This window comes from Stenotrophomonas sp. CS3K5, from assembly GCF_059515225.1.
Genome location: NZ_JCAKRX010000003.1, coordinates 210,600 through 231,542, shown reverse-complemented (window position 1 = coordinate 231,542; position 20,943 = coordinate 210,600). Strand labels below are relative to the sequence as shown.

General features: G+C 67.7%; 17 protein-coding genes. 9 read left to right on the top strand and 8 right to left on the bottom strand.

Annotated elements, in window-relative coordinates; all coding sequences use genetic code 11:
• Positions 1–106: 106 nt before the first annotated feature.
• The 4 genes from hrcA (at position 107) to dnaJ (ending at position 5,134) form a co-directional block, all read left to right on the top strand.
• The gene (gene hrcA / locus AC5YGJ_RS06060) at positions 107–1,171 is read left to right on the top strand and encodes a heat-inducible transcriptional repressor HrcA (RefSeq protein ID WP_496186063.1); all 1,065 of its coding nucleotides are present in this window, start codon (positions 107–109) and stop codon (positions 1,169–1,171) included.
• Between the two features lie 63 nt (positions 1,172–1,234).
• On the top strand, positions 1,235–1,750 hold the full coding sequence (grpE, locus tag AC5YGJ_RS06055; RefSeq protein ID WP_496186062.1) for a nucleotide exchange factor GrpE: 516 nt from the start codon (positions 1,235–1,237) through the stop codon (positions 1,748–1,750).
• A gap of 182 nt (positions 1,751–1,932) precedes the next feature.
• The gene (gene dnaK, locus AC5YGJ_RS06050) at positions 1,933–3,855 is read left to right on the top strand and encodes a molecular chaperone DnaK (RefSeq protein WP_107232718.1); all 1,923 of its coding nucleotides are present in this window, start codon (positions 1,933–1,935) and stop codon (positions 3,853–3,855) included.
• Positions 3,856–4,009: 154 nt separating this feature from the next.
• Entirely contained in the window at positions 4,010–5,134 is a 1,125-nt protein-coding gene (dnaJ, locus tag AC5YGJ_RS06045; RefSeq protein ID WP_249844299.1) for a molecular chaperone DnaJ, read from the top strand.
• Between the two features lie 106 nt (positions 5,135–5,240).
• Here the strand turns inward: dnaJ and AC5YGJ_RS06040 are convergent, their stop codons facing one another.
• On the bottom strand, positions 5,241–6,038 hold the full coding sequence (locus tag AC5YGJ_RS06040) for an AraC family transcriptional regulator (RefSeq protein ID WP_249844298.1): 798 nt from the start codon (positions 6,036–6,038) through the stop codon (positions 5,241–5,243).
• Between the two features lie 72 nt (positions 6,039–6,110).
• On the opposite strand from AC5YGJ_RS06040, the gene AC5YGJ_RS06035 reads away from it, so the two are divergent.
• The 3 genes from AC5YGJ_RS06035 (at position 6,111) to AC5YGJ_RS06025 (ending at position 9,884) form a co-directional block, all read left to right on the top strand.
• Complete coding sequence (locus AC5YGJ_RS06035; RefSeq protein ID WP_279919659.1) at positions 6,111–7,307, top strand: MFS transporter; 1,197 nt, start codon at positions 6,111–6,113, stop codon at positions 7,305–7,307.
• A 538-nt stretch (positions 7,308–7,845) separates the two neighbouring features.
• Complete coding sequence (gene pdxY / locus AC5YGJ_RS06030; RefSeq protein ID WP_496186061.1) at positions 7,846–8,754, top strand: pyridoxal kinase; 909 nt, start codon at positions 7,846–7,848, stop codon at positions 8,752–8,754.
• The gene (locus AC5YGJ_RS06025) at positions 8,751–9,884 is read left to right on the top strand and encodes a prephenate dehydrogenase (RefSeq protein WP_309333948.1); all 1,134 of its coding nucleotides are present in this window, start codon (positions 8,751–8,753) and stop codon (positions 9,882–9,884) included. The genes pdxY and AC5YGJ_RS06025 overlap by 4 nt, the downstream gene beginning before the upstream one ends.
• A 233-nt stretch (positions 9,885–10,117) precedes the next feature.
• On the opposite strand, the gene AC5YGJ_RS06020 is transcribed toward AC5YGJ_RS06025, so the two are convergent.
• The 5 genes from AC5YGJ_RS06020 to AC5YGJ_RS06000 form a co-directional block, all read right to left on the bottom strand.
• Entirely contained in the window at positions 10,118–10,312 is a 195-nt protein-coding gene (locus AC5YGJ_RS06020; RefSeq protein ID WP_100441541.1) for a hypothetical protein, read from the bottom strand.
• A gap of 70 nt (positions 10,313–10,382) precedes the next feature.
• On the bottom strand, positions 10,383–12,155 hold the full coding sequence (locus tag AC5YGJ_RS06015; RefSeq protein ID WP_496186060.1) for an ABC transporter transmembrane domain-containing protein: 1,773 nt from the start codon (positions 12,153–12,155) through the stop codon (positions 10,383–10,385).
• Complete coding sequence (locus AC5YGJ_RS06010) at positions 12,148–12,744, bottom strand: IMPACT family protein (protein WP_496186059.1); 597 nt, start codon at positions 12,742–12,744, stop codon at positions 12,148–12,150. Before AC5YGJ_RS06010 ends, AC5YGJ_RS06015 begins: the two co-directional genes overlap by 8 nt.
• Before the next feature lie 40 nt (positions 12,745–12,784).
• Positions 12,785–13,756: a hypothetical protein gene (locus AC5YGJ_RS06005; RefSeq protein ID WP_496186058.1), complete on the bottom strand. Its 972-nt coding sequence runs from the start codon at positions 13,754–13,756 to the stop codon at positions 12,785–12,787.
• Entirely contained in the window at positions 13,753–14,271 is a 519-nt protein-coding gene (locus tag AC5YGJ_RS06000; RefSeq protein ID WP_249845006.1) for an RNA polymerase sigma factor, read from the bottom strand. The genes AC5YGJ_RS06005 and AC5YGJ_RS06000 overlap by 4 nt, the downstream gene beginning before the upstream one ends.
• Positions 14,272–14,518: 247 nt before the next feature.
• On the opposite strand from AC5YGJ_RS06000, the gene AC5YGJ_RS05995 reads away from it, so the two are divergent.
• Entirely contained in the window at positions 14,519–17,359 is a 2,841-nt protein-coding gene (locus tag AC5YGJ_RS05995; protein ID WP_496186057.1) for a bifunctional diguanylate cyclase/phosphodiesterase, read from the top strand.
• Positions 17,360–17,378: 19 nt separating this feature from the next.
• Here AC5YGJ_RS05995 and AC5YGJ_RS05990 read toward each other — a convergent pair whose 3' ends face one another.
• The gene (locus AC5YGJ_RS05990; protein WP_057498086.1) at positions 17,379–17,972 is read right to left on the bottom strand and encodes an LOG family protein; all 594 of its coding nucleotides are present in this window, start codon (positions 17,970–17,972) and stop codon (positions 17,379–17,381) included.
• 182 nt (positions 17,973–18,154) lie between these two features.
• Positions 18,155–19,651: an aminotransferase class III-fold pyridoxal phosphate-dependent enzyme gene (locus tag AC5YGJ_RS05985; protein ID WP_496186056.1), complete on the bottom strand. Its 1,497-nt coding sequence runs from the start codon at positions 19,649–19,651 to the stop codon at positions 18,155–18,157.
• Between the two features lie 211 nt (positions 19,652–19,862).
• Here AC5YGJ_RS05985 and queA point away from each other — a divergent pair, with 211 nt between their 5' ends.
• Positions 19,863–20,930 carry a tRNA preQ1(34) S-adenosylmethionine ribosyltransferase-isomerase QueA gene (gene queA / locus AC5YGJ_RS05980; protein WP_496186055.1) on the top strand — a complete coding sequence of 356 codons (1,068 nt, stop codon included), beginning with the start codon at positions 19,863–19,865 and terminating at the stop codon, positions 20,928–20,930.
• Positions 20,931–20,943: the final 13 nt, after the last annotated feature.

The following is a 20,943-nucleotide window of genomic DNA, read 5'->3' as shown; positions in this document are numbered from 1 at the left end:
GGTATCAGCAGCCGCGCAACGCTAGCACGCGGGCGAGGGAGGTCCAATGACTTGCCAAGGTGAGGCGCCGCCATTATCTAGTGTCCGTGTCTCACAGGTTGATTCCATGCACGGTTCTCCCGACCAGCTTGCCCCGCGTGCGCGCCATCTGCTGCGTACGCTGATCGCGCGTTACATCCAGGACGGTGAGCCGGTCGGCTCGCAGACGCTGGCGCGTGTGGCCGGCCTGGAGGTCAGCCCGGCCACCATCCGCAACATCCTCGGCGACCTGGAGGACCTGGGCCTGCTGGCGTCGCCGCACACCTCGGCCGGGCGCATCCCGACTGCACATGGCTACCGGGTGTTCGTCGACAGCCTGCTGCAGATGCAGCCGCCGGGCGAGGGCGAGCTGGCCCGGTTGCGCCAGGAGCTGGCCGGCGGCGGCAGCACCCAGGCCCTGCTCGGCAGCGCCTCGGAACTGCTGTCGGCGATGAGCCACTTCGTCGGCGTGGTCAGCGCGCCGCGACGCGAGCAGTTCGCCTTCCGCCAGATCGATTTCGTGGCGCTGGACGGGCGCCGGGTGCTGGCGATCCTGGTGTTCGCCGACAACGAGGTGCAGAACCGGGTCATCGAGACCCGCCAGGAGTTCGCGCCGGGCCAGCTGGAGCAGGTGGCCAACTACCTCAATGCCCATTTCGCTGGCCTGCCGATGGCCGAGATCCGCACCCGCCTGCTGCTGGAGCTGCGCGATGCCCGTTCCGAGCTGGAACAGCTGCTGGCGCACAGCATCGAGCTGGCCGAGCAGGCCCTGCAGCCGGCGGCCAACGACATGCTGGTGGCCGGCCAGACCCGGCTGATGGGGGTGCAGGACCTGTCCGACCTGGAGCGCCTGCGCGAGCTGTTCGAGCTGTTCTCCAGCAAGCGCGAGATCCTGCAGCTGCTGGAGCGGACCATCCAGGCGCCGGGTGTGCGCATCTTCATCGGCGAGGAGACCGGGATGATGCCGCTTCAGGGCGTCTCGCTGGTCACCGCGCCGTACACCGCCAACGGACAGGTGCTGGGCGTGCTGGGGGTGATCGGCCCGAAGCGTATGGCCTACGACCGCATGATCCCGCTGGTCCAGGCCACCGCCGACGTGCTGGGGGCGGCCTTTTCGCCGGCCGGCCGCACGCCGGGAACATCCGACGCTTGAAACGCAGCATCCCGCCCACACTAGGGTGGATGGAGGCGGGCTGTGACCGCCAGGGACCCAGACATGAACCACGAAAACCCCGATATCGAATCCCAGCAGAGCGCGGCCGATGCAGCGGCTGCGGCCGGTGTGAGTGACGAAACCGAGCGCCTGCGCGCCGAGATCGAGCAGATCAAGGCCGACGCCCTGCGTGAACGCGCCGACCTGGAAAACCAGCGCAAGCGCGTGGCCCGCGACATCGAGCAGGCCCGCAAGTTCGCCAACGAAAAGCTGCTGGGCGAGCTGCTGCCGGTGTTCGACAGCCTGGATGCCGGCCTGAAGGCCGCCGGTGATGACCCGCACCCGCTGCGCGAGGGCCTGGAGCTGACCTACAAGCAGCTGCTGAAGGTCGCCGCCGACAACGGGCTGGTCCTGCTCGACCCGACCGGCCAGCCGTTCAACCCGGAACACCACCAGGCGATCAGCCAGGTGCCGACCCCGGGCGCGGCTCCGGGCACCGTGGTGACCGTGTTCCAGAAGGGCTACCTGCTCAACGAGCGCCTGCTGCGGCCGGCGCTGGTGGTGGTGGCCGCCGACTGATTGACCGGACCGGGCGGTGCCCGGCCCCGGTCGTGCCAGGCCATGCCTGGCAAGGTTTTCCAGGCGCTGAACACAGCGTTCGGGAGATGGCTTGAATGTTCCACGAGCCTCCCCCACATCGTATTCATCCACCGGCCGAACGGCCGGACTGACCCCAACAAGCATCCTCAGGAGTCTCCCCCATGGGCAAGATCATTGGTATCGACCTCGGCACCACCAACTCGTGCGTGGCGATCATGGACGGCGGCAAGGCCCGCGTCATCGAGAATTCGGAAGGCGATCGCACCACCCCGTCGATCGTCGCCTACACCAAGGACGGCGAAGTCCTGGTCGGCGCCTCGGCCAAGCGCCAGGCCGTGACCAACCCGAAGAACACCTTCTACGCGGTGAAGCGCCTGATCGGCCGCAAGTTCACCGACGCCGAAGTGCAAAAGGACATCGCCCACGTCCCGTACAGCATCCTGGCCCATGACAATGGCGACGCCTGGGTGGCCACCAGCGACGGCAAGAAGATGGCCCCGCAGGAAATCTCGGCCAAGGTGCTGGAGAAGATGAAGAAGACCGCCGAGGACTTCCTCGGTGAGAAGGTCACCGAAGCGGTCATCACCGTGCCGGCCTACTTCAACGACAGCCAGCGCCAGGCCACCAAGGACGCCGGCCGCATCGCCGGTCTGGACGTCAAGCGCATCATCAACGAGCCGACCGCGGCCGCGCTGGCCTACGGCCTGGACAAGGGTGACAACAAGGATCGCAAGATCGTGGTGTACGACCTGGGCGGCGGCACCTTCGACGTCTCGGTGATCGAGATCGCCAACGTCGATGGTGAAAAGCAGTTCGAAGTGCTGGCCACCAACGGCGACACCTTCCTGGGCGGCGAAGACTTCGACAACCGCGTCATCGAGTACCTGGTTGAAGAGTTCAACAAGGACCAGGGCATCGACCTGCGCAAGGATCCGCTGGCCCTGCAGCGCCTGAAGGACGCCGCCGAGCGCGCCAAGATCGAGCTGTCCAGCGCCCAGCAGACCGAAGTGAACCTGCCGTACGTCACCGCCGACGCCTCGGGCCCGAAGCACCTGAACATCAAGCTGACCCGCGCCAAGCTGGAAGCGCTGGTGGAAGACCTGATCAAGAAGTCGATCGAGCCGTGCCGCGTGGCCCTGAACGATGCCGGCCTGCGTTCGAGCGACATCAGCGAAGTGATCCTGGTCGGTGGCCAGACCCGCATGCCGAAGGTGCAGCAGGCGGTGACCGAGTTCTTCGGCAAGGAACCGCGCAAGGACGTCAACCCGGACGAAGCCGTGGCACTGGGTGCGGCGATCCAGGGCGGCGTACTCGGCGGCGACGTCAAGGACGTGCTGCTGCTGGACGTGACCCCGCTGTCGCTGGGTATCGAAACCATGGGCGGCGTGTTCACCAAGATCATCGAAAAGAACACCACCATTCCGACCAAGGCCTCGCAGGTGTTCTCCACCGCCGAGGACAACCAGTCGGCCGTGACCGTGCACGTGCTGCAGGGTGAGCGCGAGCAGGCCCGCTTCAACAAGTCGCTGGCCAAGTTTGACCTGTCCGGCATCGAGCCGGCCCCGCGCGGCCTGCCGCAGGTGGAAGTGTCCTTCGACATCGACGCCAACGGCATCCTGCACGTGTCGGCCAAGGACAAGAAGACCAACAAGGAACAGAAGGTCGAGATCAAGGCCGGTTCGGGCCTGTCCGAGGAAGAGATCGCACGCATGGTCGCCGACGCGGAAGCCAACCGCGAAGAAGACAAGAAGTTCCAGGAACTGGTGCAGGCCCGTAACCAGGCTGATGCCCTGATCCACGGCACCCGCAGCGCCATCACCGAGCACGGCAGCAAGGTCGGCGGCGATGTCATCGGCAAGGTCGAAGCGGCGCTGGCCGATCTGGAAACCGCGATGAAGGGTGACGACAAGGCACAGATCGAAGCCAAGTCGAAGGTGCTGGAAGAAGCCGGCCAGTCGCTGTTCGCTGCCGCCTCGGCCGACCAGGGCGGTGCCCCGGGCGCCGACGCCGGCAACGCTGGCAAGGGCAACGACGACGTGGTGGATGCCGAGTTCACCGAAGTCAAGGACGACAAGAAGTCCTGATCCGGACCGACACGGGACGCTGCCTGGCAGCGTCCCGTTGTCGCATCAGGGTCCTGACCGCCACCCGGCGTGTCGGGGCGCCCGACGCAAGAGCGGACCTGGTTCCGCTCTTCCGCTTTGACGAATCCCGACTTTCCGGAATGCGATCCACGATATGAGCAAGCGCGATTACTACGAAGTGCTGGGCGTTGCCCGCACCGCCAACGATGAAGAACTGAAGAAGGCCTACCGTCGCTGCGCGATGAAGTTCCACCCGGACCGCAACCCGGGCGATACGGCTGCCGAAGCCTCCTTCAAGGAGTGCAAGGAAGCCTACGAAGTACTGTCCGACGGCAACAAGCGCCGCATGTACGACAGCCATGGCCACGCCGCGTTCGAGCACGGCATGGGCGGTGGCGGTCCGGGCGGCCCGGACATGAACGATATCTTCGGCGATATCTTCGGCAACATCTTTGGCGGTGCCGGCGGCGGTCCGCGCCAGGCGCGCCGTGGTGCCGACATCGGCTACGTGATGGAGCTGGACCTGGAAGAAGCGGTGCGTGGCGTCGAGCGCCGCATCGAAATTCCGACCCTGGCCGAGTGCGGTGACTGCGATGGCAGTGGCTCGGAAGACGGCAAGGTCGAAACCTGCAACGTGTGCCATGGCCGTGGCCAGGTGCGCATCCAGCGTGGCATCTTCGCCATGCAGCAGGCCTGCCACAACTGCGGCGGCCGTGGCCAGATCATCGCCAAGCCCTGCAAGACCTGCCACGGCAATGGTCGTGTCGAGGAAGACAAGGTGCTGTCGGTGAAGGTGCCGGCCGGCGTCGATACCGGCGACCGCATCCGACTGCAGGGCGAGGGCGAGGCCGGTCCGGCCGGTACCCCGCCGGGTGACCTGTACGTGGAAGTGCGCGTGCGCGAGCATGCCATCTTCCAGCGCGATGGCGACGACCTGCACTGCGAAGTGCCGATCCGCATCTCGCAGGCCGCGCTGGGCGACACCGTGCGCGTGGCGACCCTCGGCGGCGAAGCGGAGATCCGCATCCCGGCCGAGACCCAGACCGGCAAGCTGTTCCGCCTGCGCGGCAAGGGTGTGCGCTCGGTGCGCAGCCGCAGCGAAGGCGACCTGTACTGCCGCGTCGTGGTGGAGACCCCGGTCAACCTCACCAACGAGCAGCGCAAGCTGCTGGAACAGTTCGAAGCCACCTTCGTCGGCGAGGAAGCGCGCAAGCATTCGCCGAAGTCGGCCACCTTCATGGATGGCGTGAAGGGCTTCTGGGACCGGATGACGTCCTGAGTTTTCAACGCAAGCGTTGAACGGTAGCGCCGGGCCATGCCCGGCGTTTTCGTATGCGGGCGCGGCTGCATTCCGCCGGGCATGGCCCGGCGCTACCGGGGAATGCTCACCGGAAAAACGCCGCCGGCGTCTGCCCCAGCTGCCGCTTGAACATGCTGGTGAACGCGCTGGGGCTGTCATAACCCATCGCCAACGCGACATCGATGACCTTGTCGCCGACCGCCAGCCGTTCCAGCGCGGCCAGCAACCGTGCCTGCTGCCGCCACTGCCCGAAGGTCATGCCCAGTTCGCTGCCGAAATGCCGCTGGATGGTCTTCACGTCCACCTCCAGTGCCTGCGCCCAGTCCTGCAGCGTGGCGTCATCGCCAGGGTGCTTCTGGATGTGCTGGCAGATCCGCTGCAGGCGCGGGTCGGTCGCGGCAGGCAGATGCAACGGCAGCACATCCATGCGATGCAGCTCGTCCAGCAGCAGCCGCACCACGCGGCCATCGCGGCTGTCTTCGATGTGCTCGCCCTTGATCAGCGTGGCCGCCTGCAGCAGCTCGCGCAGCAAGGGGGCCACCTGCACCGCGAACGGCTCGGCCGGCAACTGCGGCGCGAACAACGGATCGATGTACAGGCTGCGCATGTGCACGGCGGCGATGCAGTCCACCGCGTGCACCATGCCGGCCGGCATCCAGATTGCACGGGTCGAGGGCACCACCCAGCGCCCGACTTCCGAGCGCACCACCATCAGCCCCGAGATGGCATAGACCAGTTGGTGGCGCTGATGCTTGTGGCCTGCGATGTGGGTGCCGGCCGGGTATTGGGTAACCCGGTAGGTGACCGGGCGGTGCAGCGGCACCTCCCGCCACGGTGCGGCCGGGTCGACATCGCTGGCAATGTCCTTTTTGCGATAGGCCATGACCCGAACGCGGCAGAAGGGAGGGGAGGGCAACCGTAGCATGCGGGGCTCGCCCCCAACCTCACTGCGTCCATGTCCGCCCTGGCTTCTCCCGCAACGACCTCGCGCCCGGTGGCTCCCGGCGTGCTGGCTGCCATTTCCACCTCGCACGTGGTCAACGACATGATGCAGTCGTTGATCCTGGCCATCTATCCGGTGATCAAGGGTGGCTTCAATCTCAGCTTCACCCAGATCGGCCTGATCACGCTGACCTACCAGCTCACCGCCTCGATCTTCCAGCCGTTGGTCGGCATGGCCACCGATCGGCGCCCGGCGCCGTATTCGCTGCCGATCGGCATGGCTTCGACCCTGTGCGGCATGCTGCTGCTCGGCTTCGCGTCGAGTTATGCCGTGGTGCTTCTGGCCGCAGCGATGGTCGGCATTGGTTCGGCGATCTTCCACCCGGAGGCCTCGCGCATCGCGCGGCTGGCCTCGGGTGGCCGTCATGGCTTCGCGCAGTCGGTGTTCCAGGTCGGCGGCAACTTCGGTACCGCGCTCGGCCCGCTGATTGCTGCGGCGGTGATCGTGCCGTATGGCCAGCATGCCGCGTCATGGTTCGCCGGTGCCGCCCTGATCGGCATCGCGTTGCTGACCTATGTCGGTCGCTGGTATGCGCTGCACCTGGGTGCGCCGCGTCCGGCCGGCACCGCGTCGATGGCGCCGCGCCATCCGCCGCGCACCGTCGCCAAGGTACTGGCGATCCTGCTGGTGCTGATCTTCAGCAAGTACTTCTACATGGCCAGCATCGGCAGCTACTTCACCTTCTACCTGATCCACCACTTTGGCATTCCGGTGGCGCAGGCGCAGCTGCACCTGTTCGCGTTCCTGGTGGCGTCCGCTGCCGGCGGCTTCCTGGGTGGCCCGTTGGGCGATCGCATCGGCCGCAAGCCGATCATCTGGACTTCGATCCTGGGTGTGGCGCCATTCGCGCTGATGCTGCCGCATGCCGATCTGCTGTGGACCACGGTGCTGGCGGTGCTGATCGGCTTCGTGTTGTCCTCGGCGTTCTCGGCCATCGTGGTGTATGCGCAGGAAATGATGCCGCACCGCATCGGCATGGTCTCCGGTCTGTTCTTCGGCTTTGCCTTCGGCATGGGCGGGTTGGGTGCAGCCGTGCTCGGCCTGCTGGCGGACAAGACCAGCATCGAATACGTCTACCAGCTGACCGCGTTCCTGCCGTTGCTGGGCATCGTGGCGGCCTGGCTGCCGCCGTCGCGGCCTGCGCACTGAGGGTGTGGGTTTGCAGGGCTTGCAGCCCTGCACCTGCTGCAAGCCAGAGCCGAAGCAACAGCGGAAGCTGGCTATCCGTGAGTGGGCGAGGTGGGTCCGGTTGCGGGGGACGCCGTGAATACGTCCCTGTAGGCTCGGTCGCGCCCTCCATGGCGCTCACGCCCCCGCAACCGGACCCACCTCGCCTTCGACAGTTTTCGCGATCTGTTGGAACAACTCGTGGGATCAGAGCGGTTTTCCGAAGGAGAACGGATCTGACCCCTTTTGTGTATCGATATCTGACAGATGTGTCGACCAAGGTCGACACCTACCAACAGCTGAGTGAACCTGTCGAAGGTGGGGCGGTGTCGGAGTGCGGGGTGTCAGCGGCATGGATGCCGCTGCCAAGCCTACAGGGACGTACTTGCGGCGTCCCCGCACTCCGACACCGCCCTGCCATCCCACGGGATGCCGCTCTGGCTTTGGCTTTTGCCGTTGCATTGAGCAGGTGCAGGGCTGCAAGCCCTGCCGAAAACCCCCTTGGGCGTAGAATGCGGCCATGAGTGAATCCCTTGATAACCACCTGGTCCACGGCCGCCGCCAGCGCCCCGATGGCCCATCGCCGATCGATGTCATTTCGGTCCAGTCGCAACTGGTCTACGGCCACGCCGGCAACAGCGCCGCCGTGCCGCCGATGCGCGCGCTCGGCGTGCGCGTGGCGGAAATTCCGACCGTCCTGCTCAGCAACGCGCCGTTCTACGACACCACGCGCGGCCGCGTGCTGCCCGCCGACTGGTTCGCCGACCTGCTGCTCGGCACCCGCGAACGTGGCCTGCCGCAGCGGGCGAAGATGCTGGTGTCCGGCTATTTCGGCAGTACCGCCAACGGTGCCGCCTTCGCCGACTGGCTGGACGGGATCCTGCCGGCCTGCCCGCAGCTGCGTTATTGCCTGGACCCGGTGATCGGCGATACCCATACCGGCCCCTACGTGGAGCCGGGCCTGGAAGCGATCTTTGCGCAGCGCCTGCTGCCGCATGCGTGGCTGGTCACGCCGAACGCCTTCGAACTCAATCGCCTCACCGGCATGCCGGCGTTGGCTGAAGCCGATGCCATTGCCGCCGCACGCACGCTGCTCGATCGTGGCCCGCACTGGGTGATCGCGCACAGCGTCGGCGGCAATCCGGGCGAACTGGTGACGCTGGCGGTCGGTCGCGAGGAAACCTGGCGCTGGACCTCGCCGCTGCTGCCGGTGGACGTGGCCGGTACCGGCGATGTGCTGATGTCGCTGGTGGTGTCGTTCCTGCTGCGCGGCGAATCGATGCAGCAAGCGATCTCGCGCGCCATTGCCGGCACCCATGCGGCCCTGGAGGCGACCCTGGAAAGCGGCTTCGAGGAATTTGATGTGATCGCCGCCGCGCCCGCTGCGCTGGCCCAGGGGACGCGCTTCCGCGCCGAACGCGTGGCATGACCGGCCTGAACGCACGCACGCCGCGCACGCCGCGCACGGTCGGCATCGTCGGTAGTGCCGGCGCCTATGGGCGTTGGCTGACCCGCTTCTTCCAGCAGCACATGCAGCTGCAGGTGATCGGTCACGATCCGGCGGATCCGGAATCGCATACGCCGGAACAGCTGCTGGCGCAGGCCGACGTGCTGGTGTTCTCGGCACCGATCCGGCACACGCCGGCGCTGATTGCCGGGTACGTACGGCAGTCGGCTGGCCGTGAACGCGACCGGCTGTGGCTGGACGTGACCTCGGTGAAGGAGGCGCCGGTGCACGCCATGCTGGACTCGCAGGCCGAGGTGGTCGGCCTGCACCCGATGACCGCACCGCCGAAGGCACCCACGCTGAAGGGCCGGGTGATGGTGGTCTGCGAAGCGCGACTGCAGCACTGGCAGCCGTGGGTCGATACGCTGTGCACGGCGTTACAGGCCGAATGCGTGCGGGCCACGCCGCAGCACCACGACCAGATGATGGCGCTGGTGCAGGCGATGGTGCACGCCACCCATCTGGCCCAGGCCGGCGTGCTGCGCCAGTACCAGCCACACCTGGGGGATCTGGCCGCGATGATGCCGTACCGCTCGGCGTCGTTCGAGCTGGACACCGCGATCATCTCGCGCATCCTGTCGCTGAACCCGGCGATCTACGAGGACATCCAGTTCGGCAACCCGTATGTGGCACCGATGCTGGAGCGTCTGGTCGGCCAGCTGCAGGCGTTGCAGGCCCAGGTCGGGCAGGGCGACGACAGCGCACGCGACGCATTCCGTGAGCAGCTGCTGTCGGCCAACCGCAGAGCCTTCGGCGAACAGGCACTGGCCGAAGGCAACTACACCTTCGAGCGGGTGGGGTACCTGCTGGCCGACTTGACCGAGCGCAACGCGTTGTCGGTGCATCTGCCGGAAGACCGGCCGGGTTCGCTACGCGAGCTGCTGAACGTGTTCGAGCAGCATCGCATCAGCTTGGCCTCGATCCATTCTTCGCGCACGCCGGGCGGCGAAGTACATTTCCGTATCGGTTTCGTCGCCGGCAGCGACCGGGCGGCGATTGCGCTGGCGGCGGCCGAGGTCGATGCCAGCGGCATCGGGCGTGTGCTTGGCTGAGAACATTCATCCACAGGTGGTGTGGATGGCTTCTGCGCAAACATGTGGATAACCGCGCACAGGCCTTGGCAGCCAAGGCTGTCAAGATGGTTGGTCAAAAATTGGCCACACCTTTTTTGTAGAGCCGAGCCATGCTCGGCTGCTTTCGGCCAAAGCGTGTGTCGACCAAGGTCGACACCTGACAGAGCGGGGCGATAAGCAATCCGGTAGCGCCGGGCCATGCCCGGCAAGCCTCAGATCGTCAGCCTCAGTTCGCCTCCGCTGGTGGTGAACTCGCGGCCATTGCGCACCAGCAGGCGCCCATCGTCCAGCTCGTAGCGTGGGGTGGCTTCGGAATGATGCCCGCTGCCATTCGCCTCGGGCTTGAATTCGATGATGATGTGGCTTTCGCCCTGACTGTCGACGGCGGGGAACTGACGGAACGACATCGTGCACCTCCTCCAATGGATGCTGTTGATGCGCCGTCAGCTTCGCCCCGCCGATGTTAGGTGGCCGTCATCAATCGATGAACTGCAGTCGTGCCAGTTCAGCGTACAGACCGCCTTCGGCCAGCAGCTGGCCATGCGTGCCTTCGGCGACGATGCGGCCCTGGTCCATCACCACGATACGGTCGGCCTTGAGCACGGTGGCCAAGCGGTGGGCGATGACCAGCGTGGTGCGGCCGGCCATCAGTCGCTCCAGCGCCTGCTGCACGCCGTATTCGCTCTGCGCATCCAGGGCGCTGGTGGCTTCGTCCAGCAGCAGGATCGGGGCGTCCTTCAGCAGGGCACGGGCAATCGCCACGCGCTGCTGCTGGCCGCCGGACAGGCGCGCGCCGCGCTCGCCCAGTTCGCTGTCATAGCCGTGCGGCAACGCGCGCAGGAAGCCATCGGCCTCGGCCGCGCGCGCAGCGTCCTCGACCTCGGCGTCGCTGGCCTGCAGGCGGCCGTAGCGAATGTTGTCGCGTGCACTGGCCGCGAACAGCGTCGGCTGCTGTGGCACCAGCGCCAGCTGCGCGCGCAGTTCGGCCGGATCGACCTGGCGCACGTCGATACCATCCACGCAGATGCGGCCGGCGGCCGGGTCATGGAAGCGCAGCAGCATCGACAGCACCGTGCTCTTGCCAGCGCCCGACGGTCCGACCAGGGCCACGGTCTCGCCCGGGCGCACGTGCAGGTTGAAGTGGTCCAGTGCGGCCTGGTCCGGCCGTTGTGGATAGTGGAACACCACATCCTCGAACTGGATCTGCCCACGCAGCGGCTGCGGCAGCACGTGTGGCTGCGCCGGAGCGCGGATCTCGATGTCTTCCTGCAGCAATTCGCCGATACGGCCCATGCCGCCGGCCGCGCGCTGCAGTTCGTTCCAGACCTCGGCCAGTGCACCGACCGAGCCGCCGCCGATGAGCGCGTACAGCACGAACTGGCCCAGGGTGCCGGCGCTGAGGCGGCCATCGATGACATCGTGCGCGCCCAGCCACAGCACGCCGACGATGGCGCCGAACACCAGCAGGATGGCGCTGGCGGTGACCAGCGACTGCGCGCCGATGCGGCGGCGGGCGGCCTTGATCGCATCGCCCAGCGCGTGGTCGAAGCGGCCACGCTCGTAGGGCTCGCGTGCGTGGGCCTGCACCGTGCGCACCGCGCCCAGGGTCTCGCTGGCCAGGCTGTTGGCGTCGGCGATGCGGTCCTGGCTGCTGCGCGCAACGGTGCGCAGCTTGCGTGCGCCGATGATGATCGGCAGCACCGCAAGCGGAATGCCCAGCAGTGACCACGCGGCCAGGCGCGGACTGGTGACGAACAGCATCGCCAGGCTGCCGACCACGGTGACGCTGCTGCGCAGCGCAACCGACATGGTGGAGCCGACCACGCTGCGCAGCAGCTCGCTGTCGGCGGTCAGGCGCGAGACCAGCTCGCCGCTGCGGCTGCGGTCATGGAAGCCGGCACCCAGCTGGATCAGGTGCGCATACAGGCGGCTGCGCAGGTCGGCCACGACCTTCTCGCCCAGCAGCGACACGAAGTAGAAGCGCGCGGCGGTGGCCAGCGCCAGCACCACGGCGACCAGCATCAACAGAGCAAAGGCACGGTTGATCTGGCCGCCGCTGCTGAAGCCGTGATCGATCATCTGCTTCACCGCCGGCGGCAGGCTCAGCGTGGCTGCCGAAGACACCGCCAGGGCCAGCAGCCAGGCACTGAACAGGCCGCTGTGGCGGCGCACGAACGGCCACAACGTGCGCAGGCTGCCGAGGCGGCGCAATGGCGGGGTCGAGGCGGGGGCGCCGTCCTTGTCAGTCATCCTGGTCGTCGTCTTGTATGCGGATACGGTCACGGGTGGCGTCGCGCAGACGGATTTTCAATGCGTCGGCCTGATCGACGGGCAATTCGACCCGCAGGCACACGCCGTTGGCATCGAACTGTTCATCGCGTTTTTCGGCGCCGAAGGCGGACAGGGCGGCATGCAGGGTGCCCAGATCCTCGAAACCGGCCAGCAGCTGCAATCGGGTCATGGCCACCAGCGGCAGCCGCGGCGCGGTACGCAGGCACTCGGCGGCGGCGCCCCCATAGGCGCGCACCAGGCCGCCGGCACCGAGCTTGATGCCGCCGTACCAGCGCGTCACCACCACCATGACCCGGTCGAAGCCCTGGCCGTCGATCGCGGCCAGGATCGGCCGCCCGGCGGTGCCCGCAGGCTCGCCGTCATCGCTGGAGCGATAGTCCTGGCCGTGCCGGTAGGCCCAGCAGTTGTGCGTGGCATCGGCCACTGCCACCTGCTGCAGGAACGCCAGTGCCGCCGTGGCACCGTCGATTGCCGTGGCGTGGGCGATGAAGCGGCTGTGCTTGACGTCCAGTGTGTGGCTGGCCGGCTGGGCGAGAGTATCGGGCATCCCGCTCATTCTACGGGGTTGCCGGCCGTGGCCGCTGCTTTCACTCGTCCAGCAGCGGGCGCAGGTCACGCGGCAGGCGTGCTTCCGGATACTGCTGCACGTAGCGCTCCAGGCTGGCGCGGGCAAGATCGCGCTGGCCCTGGTCGCGGCGTTCGCGGATCTTCTGCAGCCATTGCCGGCGCGGCAGGCGGGCGTCGGCGTTCACTTCAGCCTGTACTGCGTCCGCGCTGAGGCTCGCATTGCCGCTGCGGCGCATGACGCCGGGCGCCGAACGGGGGGGGGGCACGTGCTTGCTCGCAGTGACCTCGACGCGATCCAGTGCCGGCGCCTGTTCGGCGCTCGCCGCGCTGGCCGTGGGTGCCGCATCGTTGTCTGCCTTCATGGCCGCGGCCGCAGCCGGTGCGGAGGCCGGCACCGGCGCCGAATAGGCAACAGGTGCAGGAGGCGCGGGCGACGCCGGCGGCGGCAGCGCTGCAAAAGACGTGTCGGCGGCCGGTTCCGCGATGCGTGCGCGGGCGGCCTCTGCCTTCGCCGGTGCCAGTGGTGGCGCTGGCCTGGCTTCTGCGGGCGCGGGCCTGGCTGTGCGGGCGATGGCAGGGGCCGGAGCCGCCATGGGCGCCGCCTGCGGGGCTGCCGGTGCTGCAGCGGCCGGTTCGGGGGGCGTCATCGCGGCGTCCGCTGCACGGTTTTCAGTGGCCTGATCGGGGGTAGCCGGTGCCGCCGCCACTGCGGCTTCGCTGGCCGGGATCGGCGGTGGCTCGGGACGCAGCTGCCAGGCGATGCCGATGGCAAAGACCATCGAGGCGGCAATGCCGAACACCGCTGGCCAGCGTGGCCGCCTGCGCGGCGCGCGTGGCGCCGCAGCGGTATCGACGACCGGCGCGTCCACCGCTGCACGGGCAGCGGCCAGGATGGCGGCATCCAGCGCGGCCGGCGGTGCCTGCTCAGCACGACGGCCGAGCAGGCGTGCCAGTTCGCGTTCTTCCGGCGTCAGCGGTTCGTCTCGGTTCATGCGTTCAATCCCGCACGCAGCTTGTCCATCGCATAGCGCAGCCGCGATTTCACGGTTTCCCGGCCCACGCCGGTGATCTGGCCGATCTCCTCCAGGCTCAGTTCCTGATCCAGCCGCAGCTGCAGCACTTCGCGCTGCTCGGGCGGCAGTTCTTCCATCGCCCGTTGGATGCGGCGACGCTGTTCGAATTCGGACAGTTCAGCTTCCGGGGTCTGCCCGTCTTCGAGCGCGGCCAGGCGCAGGTCGGCGTCGGCCGGTGCTGCCGGGCGATGGCGGGCCGCGCGCCAGTGGTCGTTCAGGCGGTTGTGCGCGATACGGAACAGCCAGGTGCTGAACGCGGCCTCAGGTTGCCAGCCGGCGCGGGCACTGATGACCCGTTGCCACACATCCTGGAAGATCTCCTCGGCCAGCGCGTTGTCGCGCAGGTGCCGCAGCAGGAAGCCGAACAGGCGTTTGCGGTGGCGCGCATACAGGCTCTCGAACGCACGCAGATCGCCACCGGCCCAGGCCAGCATCAAGGCTTCATCGGTTGGCAGTGCGCTGGCTTCCACGGCATACAGGGTAAGGCCTGGAGGCGATGGCGCATAGCCGTTGGGGAGGGCGGCAAGAGCGAGGGTCATGGCGGCGAAGGGGAGATGGGCAACAGGAAAAACGTACGGGCGCACGATTCGGGGTTCGCGGGCTTCCATTGCCCCCCCGGTGGCGCGCTATGCTCGTCGGCTCAGGGGAGGTGCCGCTCAGACGGTGCCAAGAGATTGTCATTTGTCCACGCATGTTGAACCGGCGGAAGAGCCACCACACGAGGCCGTGCTGAGCACGGCGCTGGTGCGCGCATTGCATGGGCTGCTGCCCGATCCGGCCGTGGTCCGCGTGGGCTGGGACGATCCGCAGCTGGGCAGCGGCCAAGCCGGCTGGCCGCCCGTTGCCGTAACCGCAGGCGCCGCGATCCAGGGCGGCGATGACGGCAGCCACGGCTGGGTGCACGATGGCGCCCGCCTGCGTTTGTCGGTGGAGGGCGCGGTACCCTCCGCGGCATGGTGGGGGCTGGCCCGGCAGGCCATGGAGCTGGCCCTGCAGCGCGGCCGCCAAGCCGGCCAGATCAAGGCGCTGGAAGAGGCCGAACGCCTGCAGCAGGCACTGTTCCAGATCGCCGACCTGGCCGGCGCCGACCTGGAAATGGCCGAGATGCTGCGCCACGTGCACGGCGTGCTGGGCACGCTGATGTACGCGGAGAACTGCTACATCGTCGAGTACGACGACGTGCGCGACCAGATCCGCTTCCTGTACTTCGCCGACCAGGTGGACGATTTCGTTGCCGATCCGTCGCAGAGCCATGATGCCGCCGAGATGCCGCGCAGCCTGACCGTGGCGCTGCTGCGCCACGGCAAGCCGCTCAGTGGCCCCTCGCGTGAGCTGCTGGCTCGGGTGGTCGAGCAGGAGCACGACCCCCAGCGCGGCCCGGAAAGCCTGGATTGGCTGGGCGTCCCGATGCTGCGCGATGGCCGGGTCTGCGGCGCCATCGTGGTCCAGAGCTATGAGCACGCCGCCCGTTATGGCGAGGCCGAGCGGGCCCTGCTGGGCTTCGTGGCCCAGCACGTGCAGACCGCGATGGACCGGCGCCAGGCCCAGGTGCGGCTGGAGCAGCAGGTGGAGCGGCGCACGCAGGAGCTGCAGCGCGCCAACCGCAGCCTGCAGGACGAAGTGGCCGAGCGGCGCCGCGCCGAGCAGCTGCAGACCGCGCTGTACAACATTGCCGAAATGGCGATGTCGGCCGACAGCCTGGCCCAGTTCTACGGCCAGGTGCATGGCGTGGTCGGGCGCCTGCTCGACGCCCGCAACTTCTACATCGCACTGGTCAATGGCGCCGGCAATGGGCTGGACTTCGTCTACTCGGTGGATGAGCACAACGCCAGCCGCGCACCCCGGCCGTTCAGTTTCGGGCTGACCGAGTACGTGGTGCGCAACCGGCGGCCGTTGCTGGCCTCGCGTGCGCAGATCGATGCGCTGCTGGCCGCCGGCGAGGTGCGTGAACACGGCGCCCGCTCGCACTGCTGGCTGGGCGTGCCGCTGCTGCGCGACGACGAGGTGGTCGGTGCGATCGTGGTGCAGAGCTACAGCCAGAACAGCACGTTCAGCGTGCATGACCAGCGCCTGCTGACGTTCGTCGCGCAGAACATCGGTACCGGTCTGGCCCGCCAGCGCGACCAGCAGCGGCTGCGTTCTGCGCACGCTGAACTTGAAAAGCGCGTGGAAGAGCGCACCCGCGAGCTGGCCGAGGTCAACGAGAAGCTGCTCGGCCAGATTGGCGAGCGCCTGCGCGCCGAACAGCGCTTGACCCACCAGGCGATGCACGACGCGTTGACCGGCCTGCCCAATCGCCTGCATCTGCTCGATCGGCTGCAGGACGCGCTGGCGCTGGCCCGGCGCGAGGGCGGCCCGGTGTTCGCCGTGCTGTTCCTCGACCTGGATCGGTTCAAGCTGGTCAACGACAGCATCGGCCACGCTGCGGGCGACCGCATGCTGGTGGAGGTGGCCAAGCGCATCGTATCGATGGCCGGCTTGGATGATGTGGTGGCGCGGCTGGGCGGCGACGAGTTCGCGGTGCTGCTGCAATGCCCGCAGGGGCTGGCACAGGCACTGGACTTCGGCCAGCGGTTGCTGCTGGCCCTGCAGGAATCGATGTGGATCGCCGGGCGCGAGCTGTTCCCGTCCGGAAGCCTGGGCATTGCCTTGTGGAACCCGCGCTATCGCACCGGCGAAGAGCTGCTGCGCGATGCGGACGCGGCCATGTACCGGGCCAAGGCGCAGGGCCATGATCGTTGCGCGATCTTCGATGAGGACATGCGCGAGCAGGCCATGCGCAGCCTCGATCTGGAGGCCGATCTGCGCCGTGCCATCAACAACCGCGACTTCGTGCCGTTCTACCAGCCGATCGTGCGCCTGTGCAATGGCGAGGTGGTCGGCCACGAAGCGCTGCTGCGCTGGCAGCATGAGCGCCGCGGCCTGCTGCTGCCCGGCGCATTCCTCGAGCTGGGCGAGGAGAGTGGCCTGATCGAGCAGGTTGACTGGCTGATCTACGAACAGGTCATCGCTGGCCTGGCCGAGGGCGGGCAGGGCTACGTCTCGGTGAACGTATCGCCGCGCCATTTCCGCTCGGCCGGCTTCAGCACCCGCCTGTTCGGCCTGCTCGATGCCTGCGGCGCCGACCCGCGCCGGCTGCGGCTGGAGATCACCGAGGTGGCGCTGCTGGACGATGGCCCGCACACGCTGCGCATCCTGCAAGGCCTGCGCGAGCGTGGCATCCAGGTGCAGCTGGACGATTTCGGTACCGGCTTCTCGGCGCTGTCCTACCTGCACCGTTTCCCGATCAGCACGTTGAAGATCGACCAGAGCTTCATTGCCGGGCTGCACGGTCCGGAAGTGCACAGCACGCGCGCGCTGGTGGAAGGTGTGCTGTCACTGGCGCGCACGCTGGGCATTGAAACCATCGGTGAAGGCATCGAAACCGAGGCGCAGCGGCAGACCCTGCGCGAACTCGGCTGTGACTACGGGCAGGGCTACCTGTTGGGCCGGCCCGCACCGTGGGCGCACGCGGCAGCCTGAGCGGCCGCGTGTTGCCGTCTCAACGCAGGGCGGCGCGGCGCTTCTCGTCGATCCACTTCGACGCCTGGGCCGGCTGGTAATTGCGCATCCAGGCCAGCATCGCGTCGATGTCCGAGCCGTACCACAGATCCTGGCGCTGGTCCGGGTGCAGGAAACGCTCTTCCACCATGCGATCGATCATGCCGATCAGCGGCGCGTAGAAGCCGTCCACATCGAGGAAGGCGCATGGCTTGTTGCCGATGCCCAGCTGGCGCCAGGTCAGCATCTCGAAGATCTCTTCCAGGGTGCCGAAGCCGCCGGGCAGGGCGACGAAGCCATCGGCCAGATCGAACATGCGCGACTTGCGCTCATGCATCGAGCCGACGATCTCCAGTTCGGTCAGGCCGCGATGGGCCACTTCCCAGTCGGCCAGCTGGCGCGGAATCACGCCGGTCACTTCGCCGCCGGCAGCCAGCACGGCATTGGCCACGGTGCCCATCAGGCCGACGTTGCCGCCGCCGTACACCAGGCGCAGGCCATCGCGGGCGATGCGGTCACCCAGCGCGATGGCGCGTTCGGTATAGGCCGGCTTGCTGCCAGCGTTGGAGCCGCAGTACACACAGATCGATTTCATGGATATTCCTGTTTCTTGGCCGGAAACGAAAACGCCCCGTCGCCGACCGAAAGTCGGTCAGCGACGGGGTGTGCGTAGAGTATGAGGCTTTCCGTAGCGTCGAGCTTGCTCGACTGCTTTTCATTCAGATCCCGGCAACGGCCCAGTCGAGCAAGCTCGACTCTACAAACACCAAGCCAGGCTTACGCTGCTGCGGCCTGCTCCCGGCGCGGGCCTTCACGCAGGGCGCGGCCGACCATGCCCACCAGCAGGTCCAGCTCCTCGCTGTCCATGCCGAAGTGCGGGGTGAAGCGCAGCGAGTTCTCGCCACCGTGGATCACGTTGATGCCGTGCTGGCGCAGCCATTCCTCGGTGGAGTGGCTGCCGTAGCACTTGAACTGCGGGGCCAGCTCACAGGAGAACAGCAGGCCGGTGCCCTGCACCTTGGTGATCAGCCCGCCCAGCTCGCTCTTGAGCTGCTCCAGCTTGCGCACCGCTTCGGCGCCGCGCTCGGCGATGTTGGCGCGCACCTGAGGGGTCAGCTGCGCCAGCGTGGCGCAGGCCACGTCCAGCGCGCGCGGGTTGCTGGTCATGGTGTTGCCGTAGATGCCCTTGCGGTACAGCTGCGCGGCATGGTCGGTCACCGCCAGCACCGACAGCGGGAACTGCGCGGCGTTGAGTGCCTTGGAGTAGGTCTCCATGTCCGGCGGGTCCAGGCCTTCAAAGCCGGGATAGTCGACCACCGACAGCACGCCATGCGCACGCAGGCCGGCCTGGATCGAGTCGAGCAGCAGCAGGCTGCCGTGCGCACGGGTCAGCTCACGGGCAACGGCATAGAACGACGGCGGCACCGAACGGCCCGGGTCGCCTTCGCCCATCACCGGCTCCAGGAACACCGCTTCGATGAACCACTGGTTGTGCGCGGCATCCTCGAACACCTTGCGCAGGCCGGCCTCGTCGTACGGCGCCACGGTGATCACCGAGTCCTCGCCACGGTAGCTGGCCAGGTGCTGCAGGTAGCTCTTGCGGCTGGAATCGGAGTACAGCGCCGGCCGATCGGTGCGGCCATGGAAGCTGCCCTTGACCACCACGCGTTTGATCGCGGCGCCGGCGTGGCGTGCGCCCGGGTCGGTCTGCAGCTTGGCGTTGACGTCGGCGATGCGCGCGGCCAGCCCGACCGCCTCGGAGCCGGAGTTCAGGCACATGAAGCGGGTGAACGGGCAGCCGCCACGGCGGTGGCCGATCTCCGCGCGCAGGGCACTGATGAAGCGCTGCTGCGACAGGCTGGGGGTCATGATGTTGGCCATCACCTGCGGACGCGCCATCGCCTCCAGCACCACGTCCGGGGTGTGCCCGAAGCCGAGCATGCCGTAGCCACCGGCGTCGTACAGCACCGCGCCCTTCAAGGTGACCACCCACGGGCCGCGCGCGGCCAGCGCCACGTACGGGGTCACAGCGTCATCGGCATAGAAGTTGACGAAACCCTCCTGCATGGCATCGATCTGCGCCTGTTCGTCCTGCGCCAGCAGCGGCCCCAGGTCGGCCTGCACGCGCGCGAATTCCTCGGCGGCGGCGTCCACGGCGGCGATCAGCTGCGGGTGGTTGGCGGACAGGGCGGTCAGGGTCGCGTCGTCCAGGCCGGTGGTGAGACGAGTGCCGGGCTGGCTGCGCAGGGGGGCGAGGCGTTCGATGAAGCTCATTGCAGATCTCCTGAAACGTTGGGTCGCACGGGCCTTCAAAAGCAAAACGCGCGTCATCACGCGCGCTTCGGGGCAGGCTCGTGCAGCGGACTTCCAACTCGATGCTAGCACTTGTTTTTTTGCGCGATAACCCCGCAGAAACCTGCTGCATAGCAGCATTTTGCGCGACGTTCGCCGCGAAGCGCGCCGGCTCGCAGACGCTGGCCGTACAATGCGCGCCATTGTCGACCTGTTGCCGCCCACTGCCTTGAAGAAGTCCGATTTCCATTACGACCTGCCGGCTGAACTGATCGCGCAGGCGCCCCTGGCCGAACGCTCGGCCAGCCGTCTGATGCTGGTGCCCGCAGCGCCGGCCGCCTTTACCGACCTGCAGGTGCGCGACCTGCCGTCGCTGCTGCAGCCGGGCGACCTGCTGGTGTTCAACGATACCCGGGTGATCCCGGCGCGCCTGTTCGGGCAGAAGGCCAGTGGTGGCCGCGTGGAGATCCTGATCGAGCGCCTGCTCGGCGGCCAGCAGGCGCGTGCGCAGGTCGGGGCCAGCAAGTCGCCGAAGGCCGGCAGCCGCATCGCGCTGGACGCGGGCGGCGAGGCCGAGGTGCTGGGCCGCGACGGCGAGTTCTACGTGCTGCAGTTCCACGTGCCCGAAGCGCTGGAGCAGTGGCTGCTGCATGCCGGGCGCCTGCCGCTGCCGCCCTACATCCAGCGCGAGCCGGGCGTGGACGACCGCGAGCGCTACCAGACCGTGTTCGCGCGCGAAGTGGGCGCGGTGGCCGCGCCAACGGCCGGCCTGCACTTCGACGAACCGCTGCTGGCCGCGCTGAAGGACAAGGGCGTGGAGTTCGGCCATGTCACCCTGCATGTGGGTGCGGGTACCTTCCAGCCGGTGCGCGCAGATGACCTGAAGGACCACGTGATGCACCGCGAGTGGCTGAACGTCGGCGCTGAACTGGTCCAGCAGGTGCGGCGCACGCGCGCGGCCGGCGGCCGGGTGATCGGCGTGGGCACCACCGTGGTGCGCGCGCTGGAAAGTGCGATGCGTGACGGTGAGCTGCTGCCGTTCGCCGGCGAGACCCAGATCTTCATCACCCCGGGTTACCGCATCCGCAGCGTCGACGCGATGGTGACCAACTTCCACCTGCCGGAAAGCACGCTGCTGATGATGATCTCCGCGTTTGCCGGCAAGGAGCGCGTGTTCGAGGCCTACGAGCACGCGATCAAGCAGCGCTACCGCTTCTTCAGCTACGGCGACGCGATGCTGCTGTTCCCGCAGGCGGGTTGAGGCGCTGCGCCTA

What these genes read in the sequence shown, in the direction of transcription:
- hrcA (WP_496186063.1), top strand. Translation starts at nt 107, where the DNA reads ATGCACGGTTCTCCCGACCAGCTTGCCCCGCGTGCGCGCCATCTGCTG.
- grpE (WP_496186062.1), top strand. Translation starts at nt 1,235, where the DNA reads ATGAACCACGAAAACCCCGATATCGAATCCCAGCAGAGCGCGGCCGAT.
- dnaK (WP_107232718.1), top strand. Translation starts at nt 1,933, where the DNA reads ATGGGCAAGATCATTGGTATCGACCTCGGCACCACCAACTCGTGCGTG.
- dnaJ (WP_249844299.1), top strand. Translation starts at nt 4,010, where the DNA reads ATGAGCAAGCGCGATTACTACGAAGTGCTGGGCGTTGCCCGCACCGCC.
- AC5YGJ_RS06040 (WP_249844298.1), bottom strand. Translation starts at nt 6,038, where the DNA reads ATGGCCTATCGCAAAAAGGACATTGCCAGCGATGTCGACCCGGCCGCA.
- AC5YGJ_RS06035 (WP_279919659.1), top strand. Translation starts at nt 6,111, where the DNA reads ATGTCCGCCCTGGCTTCTCCCGCAACGACCTCGCGCCCGGTGGCTCCC.
- pdxY (WP_496186061.1), top strand. Translation starts at nt 7,846, where the DNA reads ATGAGTGAATCCCTTGATAACCACCTGGTCCACGGCCGCCGCCAGCGC.
- AC5YGJ_RS06025 (WP_309333948.1), top strand. Translation starts at nt 8,751, where the DNA reads ATGACCGGCCTGAACGCACGCACGCCGCGCACGCCGCGCACGGTCGGC.
- AC5YGJ_RS06020 (WP_100441541.1), bottom strand. Translation starts at nt 10,312, where the DNA reads ATGTCGTTCCGTCAGTTCCCCGCCGTCGACAGTCAGGGCGAAAGCCAC.
- AC5YGJ_RS06015 (WP_496186060.1), bottom strand. Translation starts at nt 12,155, where the DNA reads ATGACTGACAAGGACGGCGCCCCCGCCTCGACCCCGCCATTGCGCCGC.
- AC5YGJ_RS06010 (WP_496186059.1), bottom strand. Translation starts at nt 12,744, where the DNA reads ATGCCCGATACTCTCGCCCAGCCGGCCAGCCACACACTGGACGTCAAG.
- AC5YGJ_RS06005 (WP_496186058.1), bottom strand. Translation starts at nt 13,756, where the DNA reads ATGAACCGAGACGAACCGCTGACGCCGGAAGAACGCGAACTGGCACGC.
- AC5YGJ_RS06000 (WP_249845006.1), bottom strand. Translation starts at nt 14,271, where the DNA reads ATGCTGGCCTGGGCCGGTGGCGATCTGCGTGCGTTCGAGAGCCTGTAT.
- AC5YGJ_RS05990 (WP_057498086.1), bottom strand. Translation starts at nt 17,972, where the DNA reads ATGAAATCGATCTGTGTGTACTGCGGCTCCAACGCTGGCAGCAAGCCG.
- AC5YGJ_RS05985 (WP_496186056.1), bottom strand. Translation starts at nt 19,651, where the DNA reads ATGAGCTTCATCGAACGCCTCGCCCCCCTGCGCAGCCAGCCCGGCACT.
- queA (WP_496186055.1), top strand. Translation starts at nt 19,863, where the DNA reads ATGCGCGCCATTGTCGACCTGTTGCCGCCCACTGCCTTGAAGAAGTCC.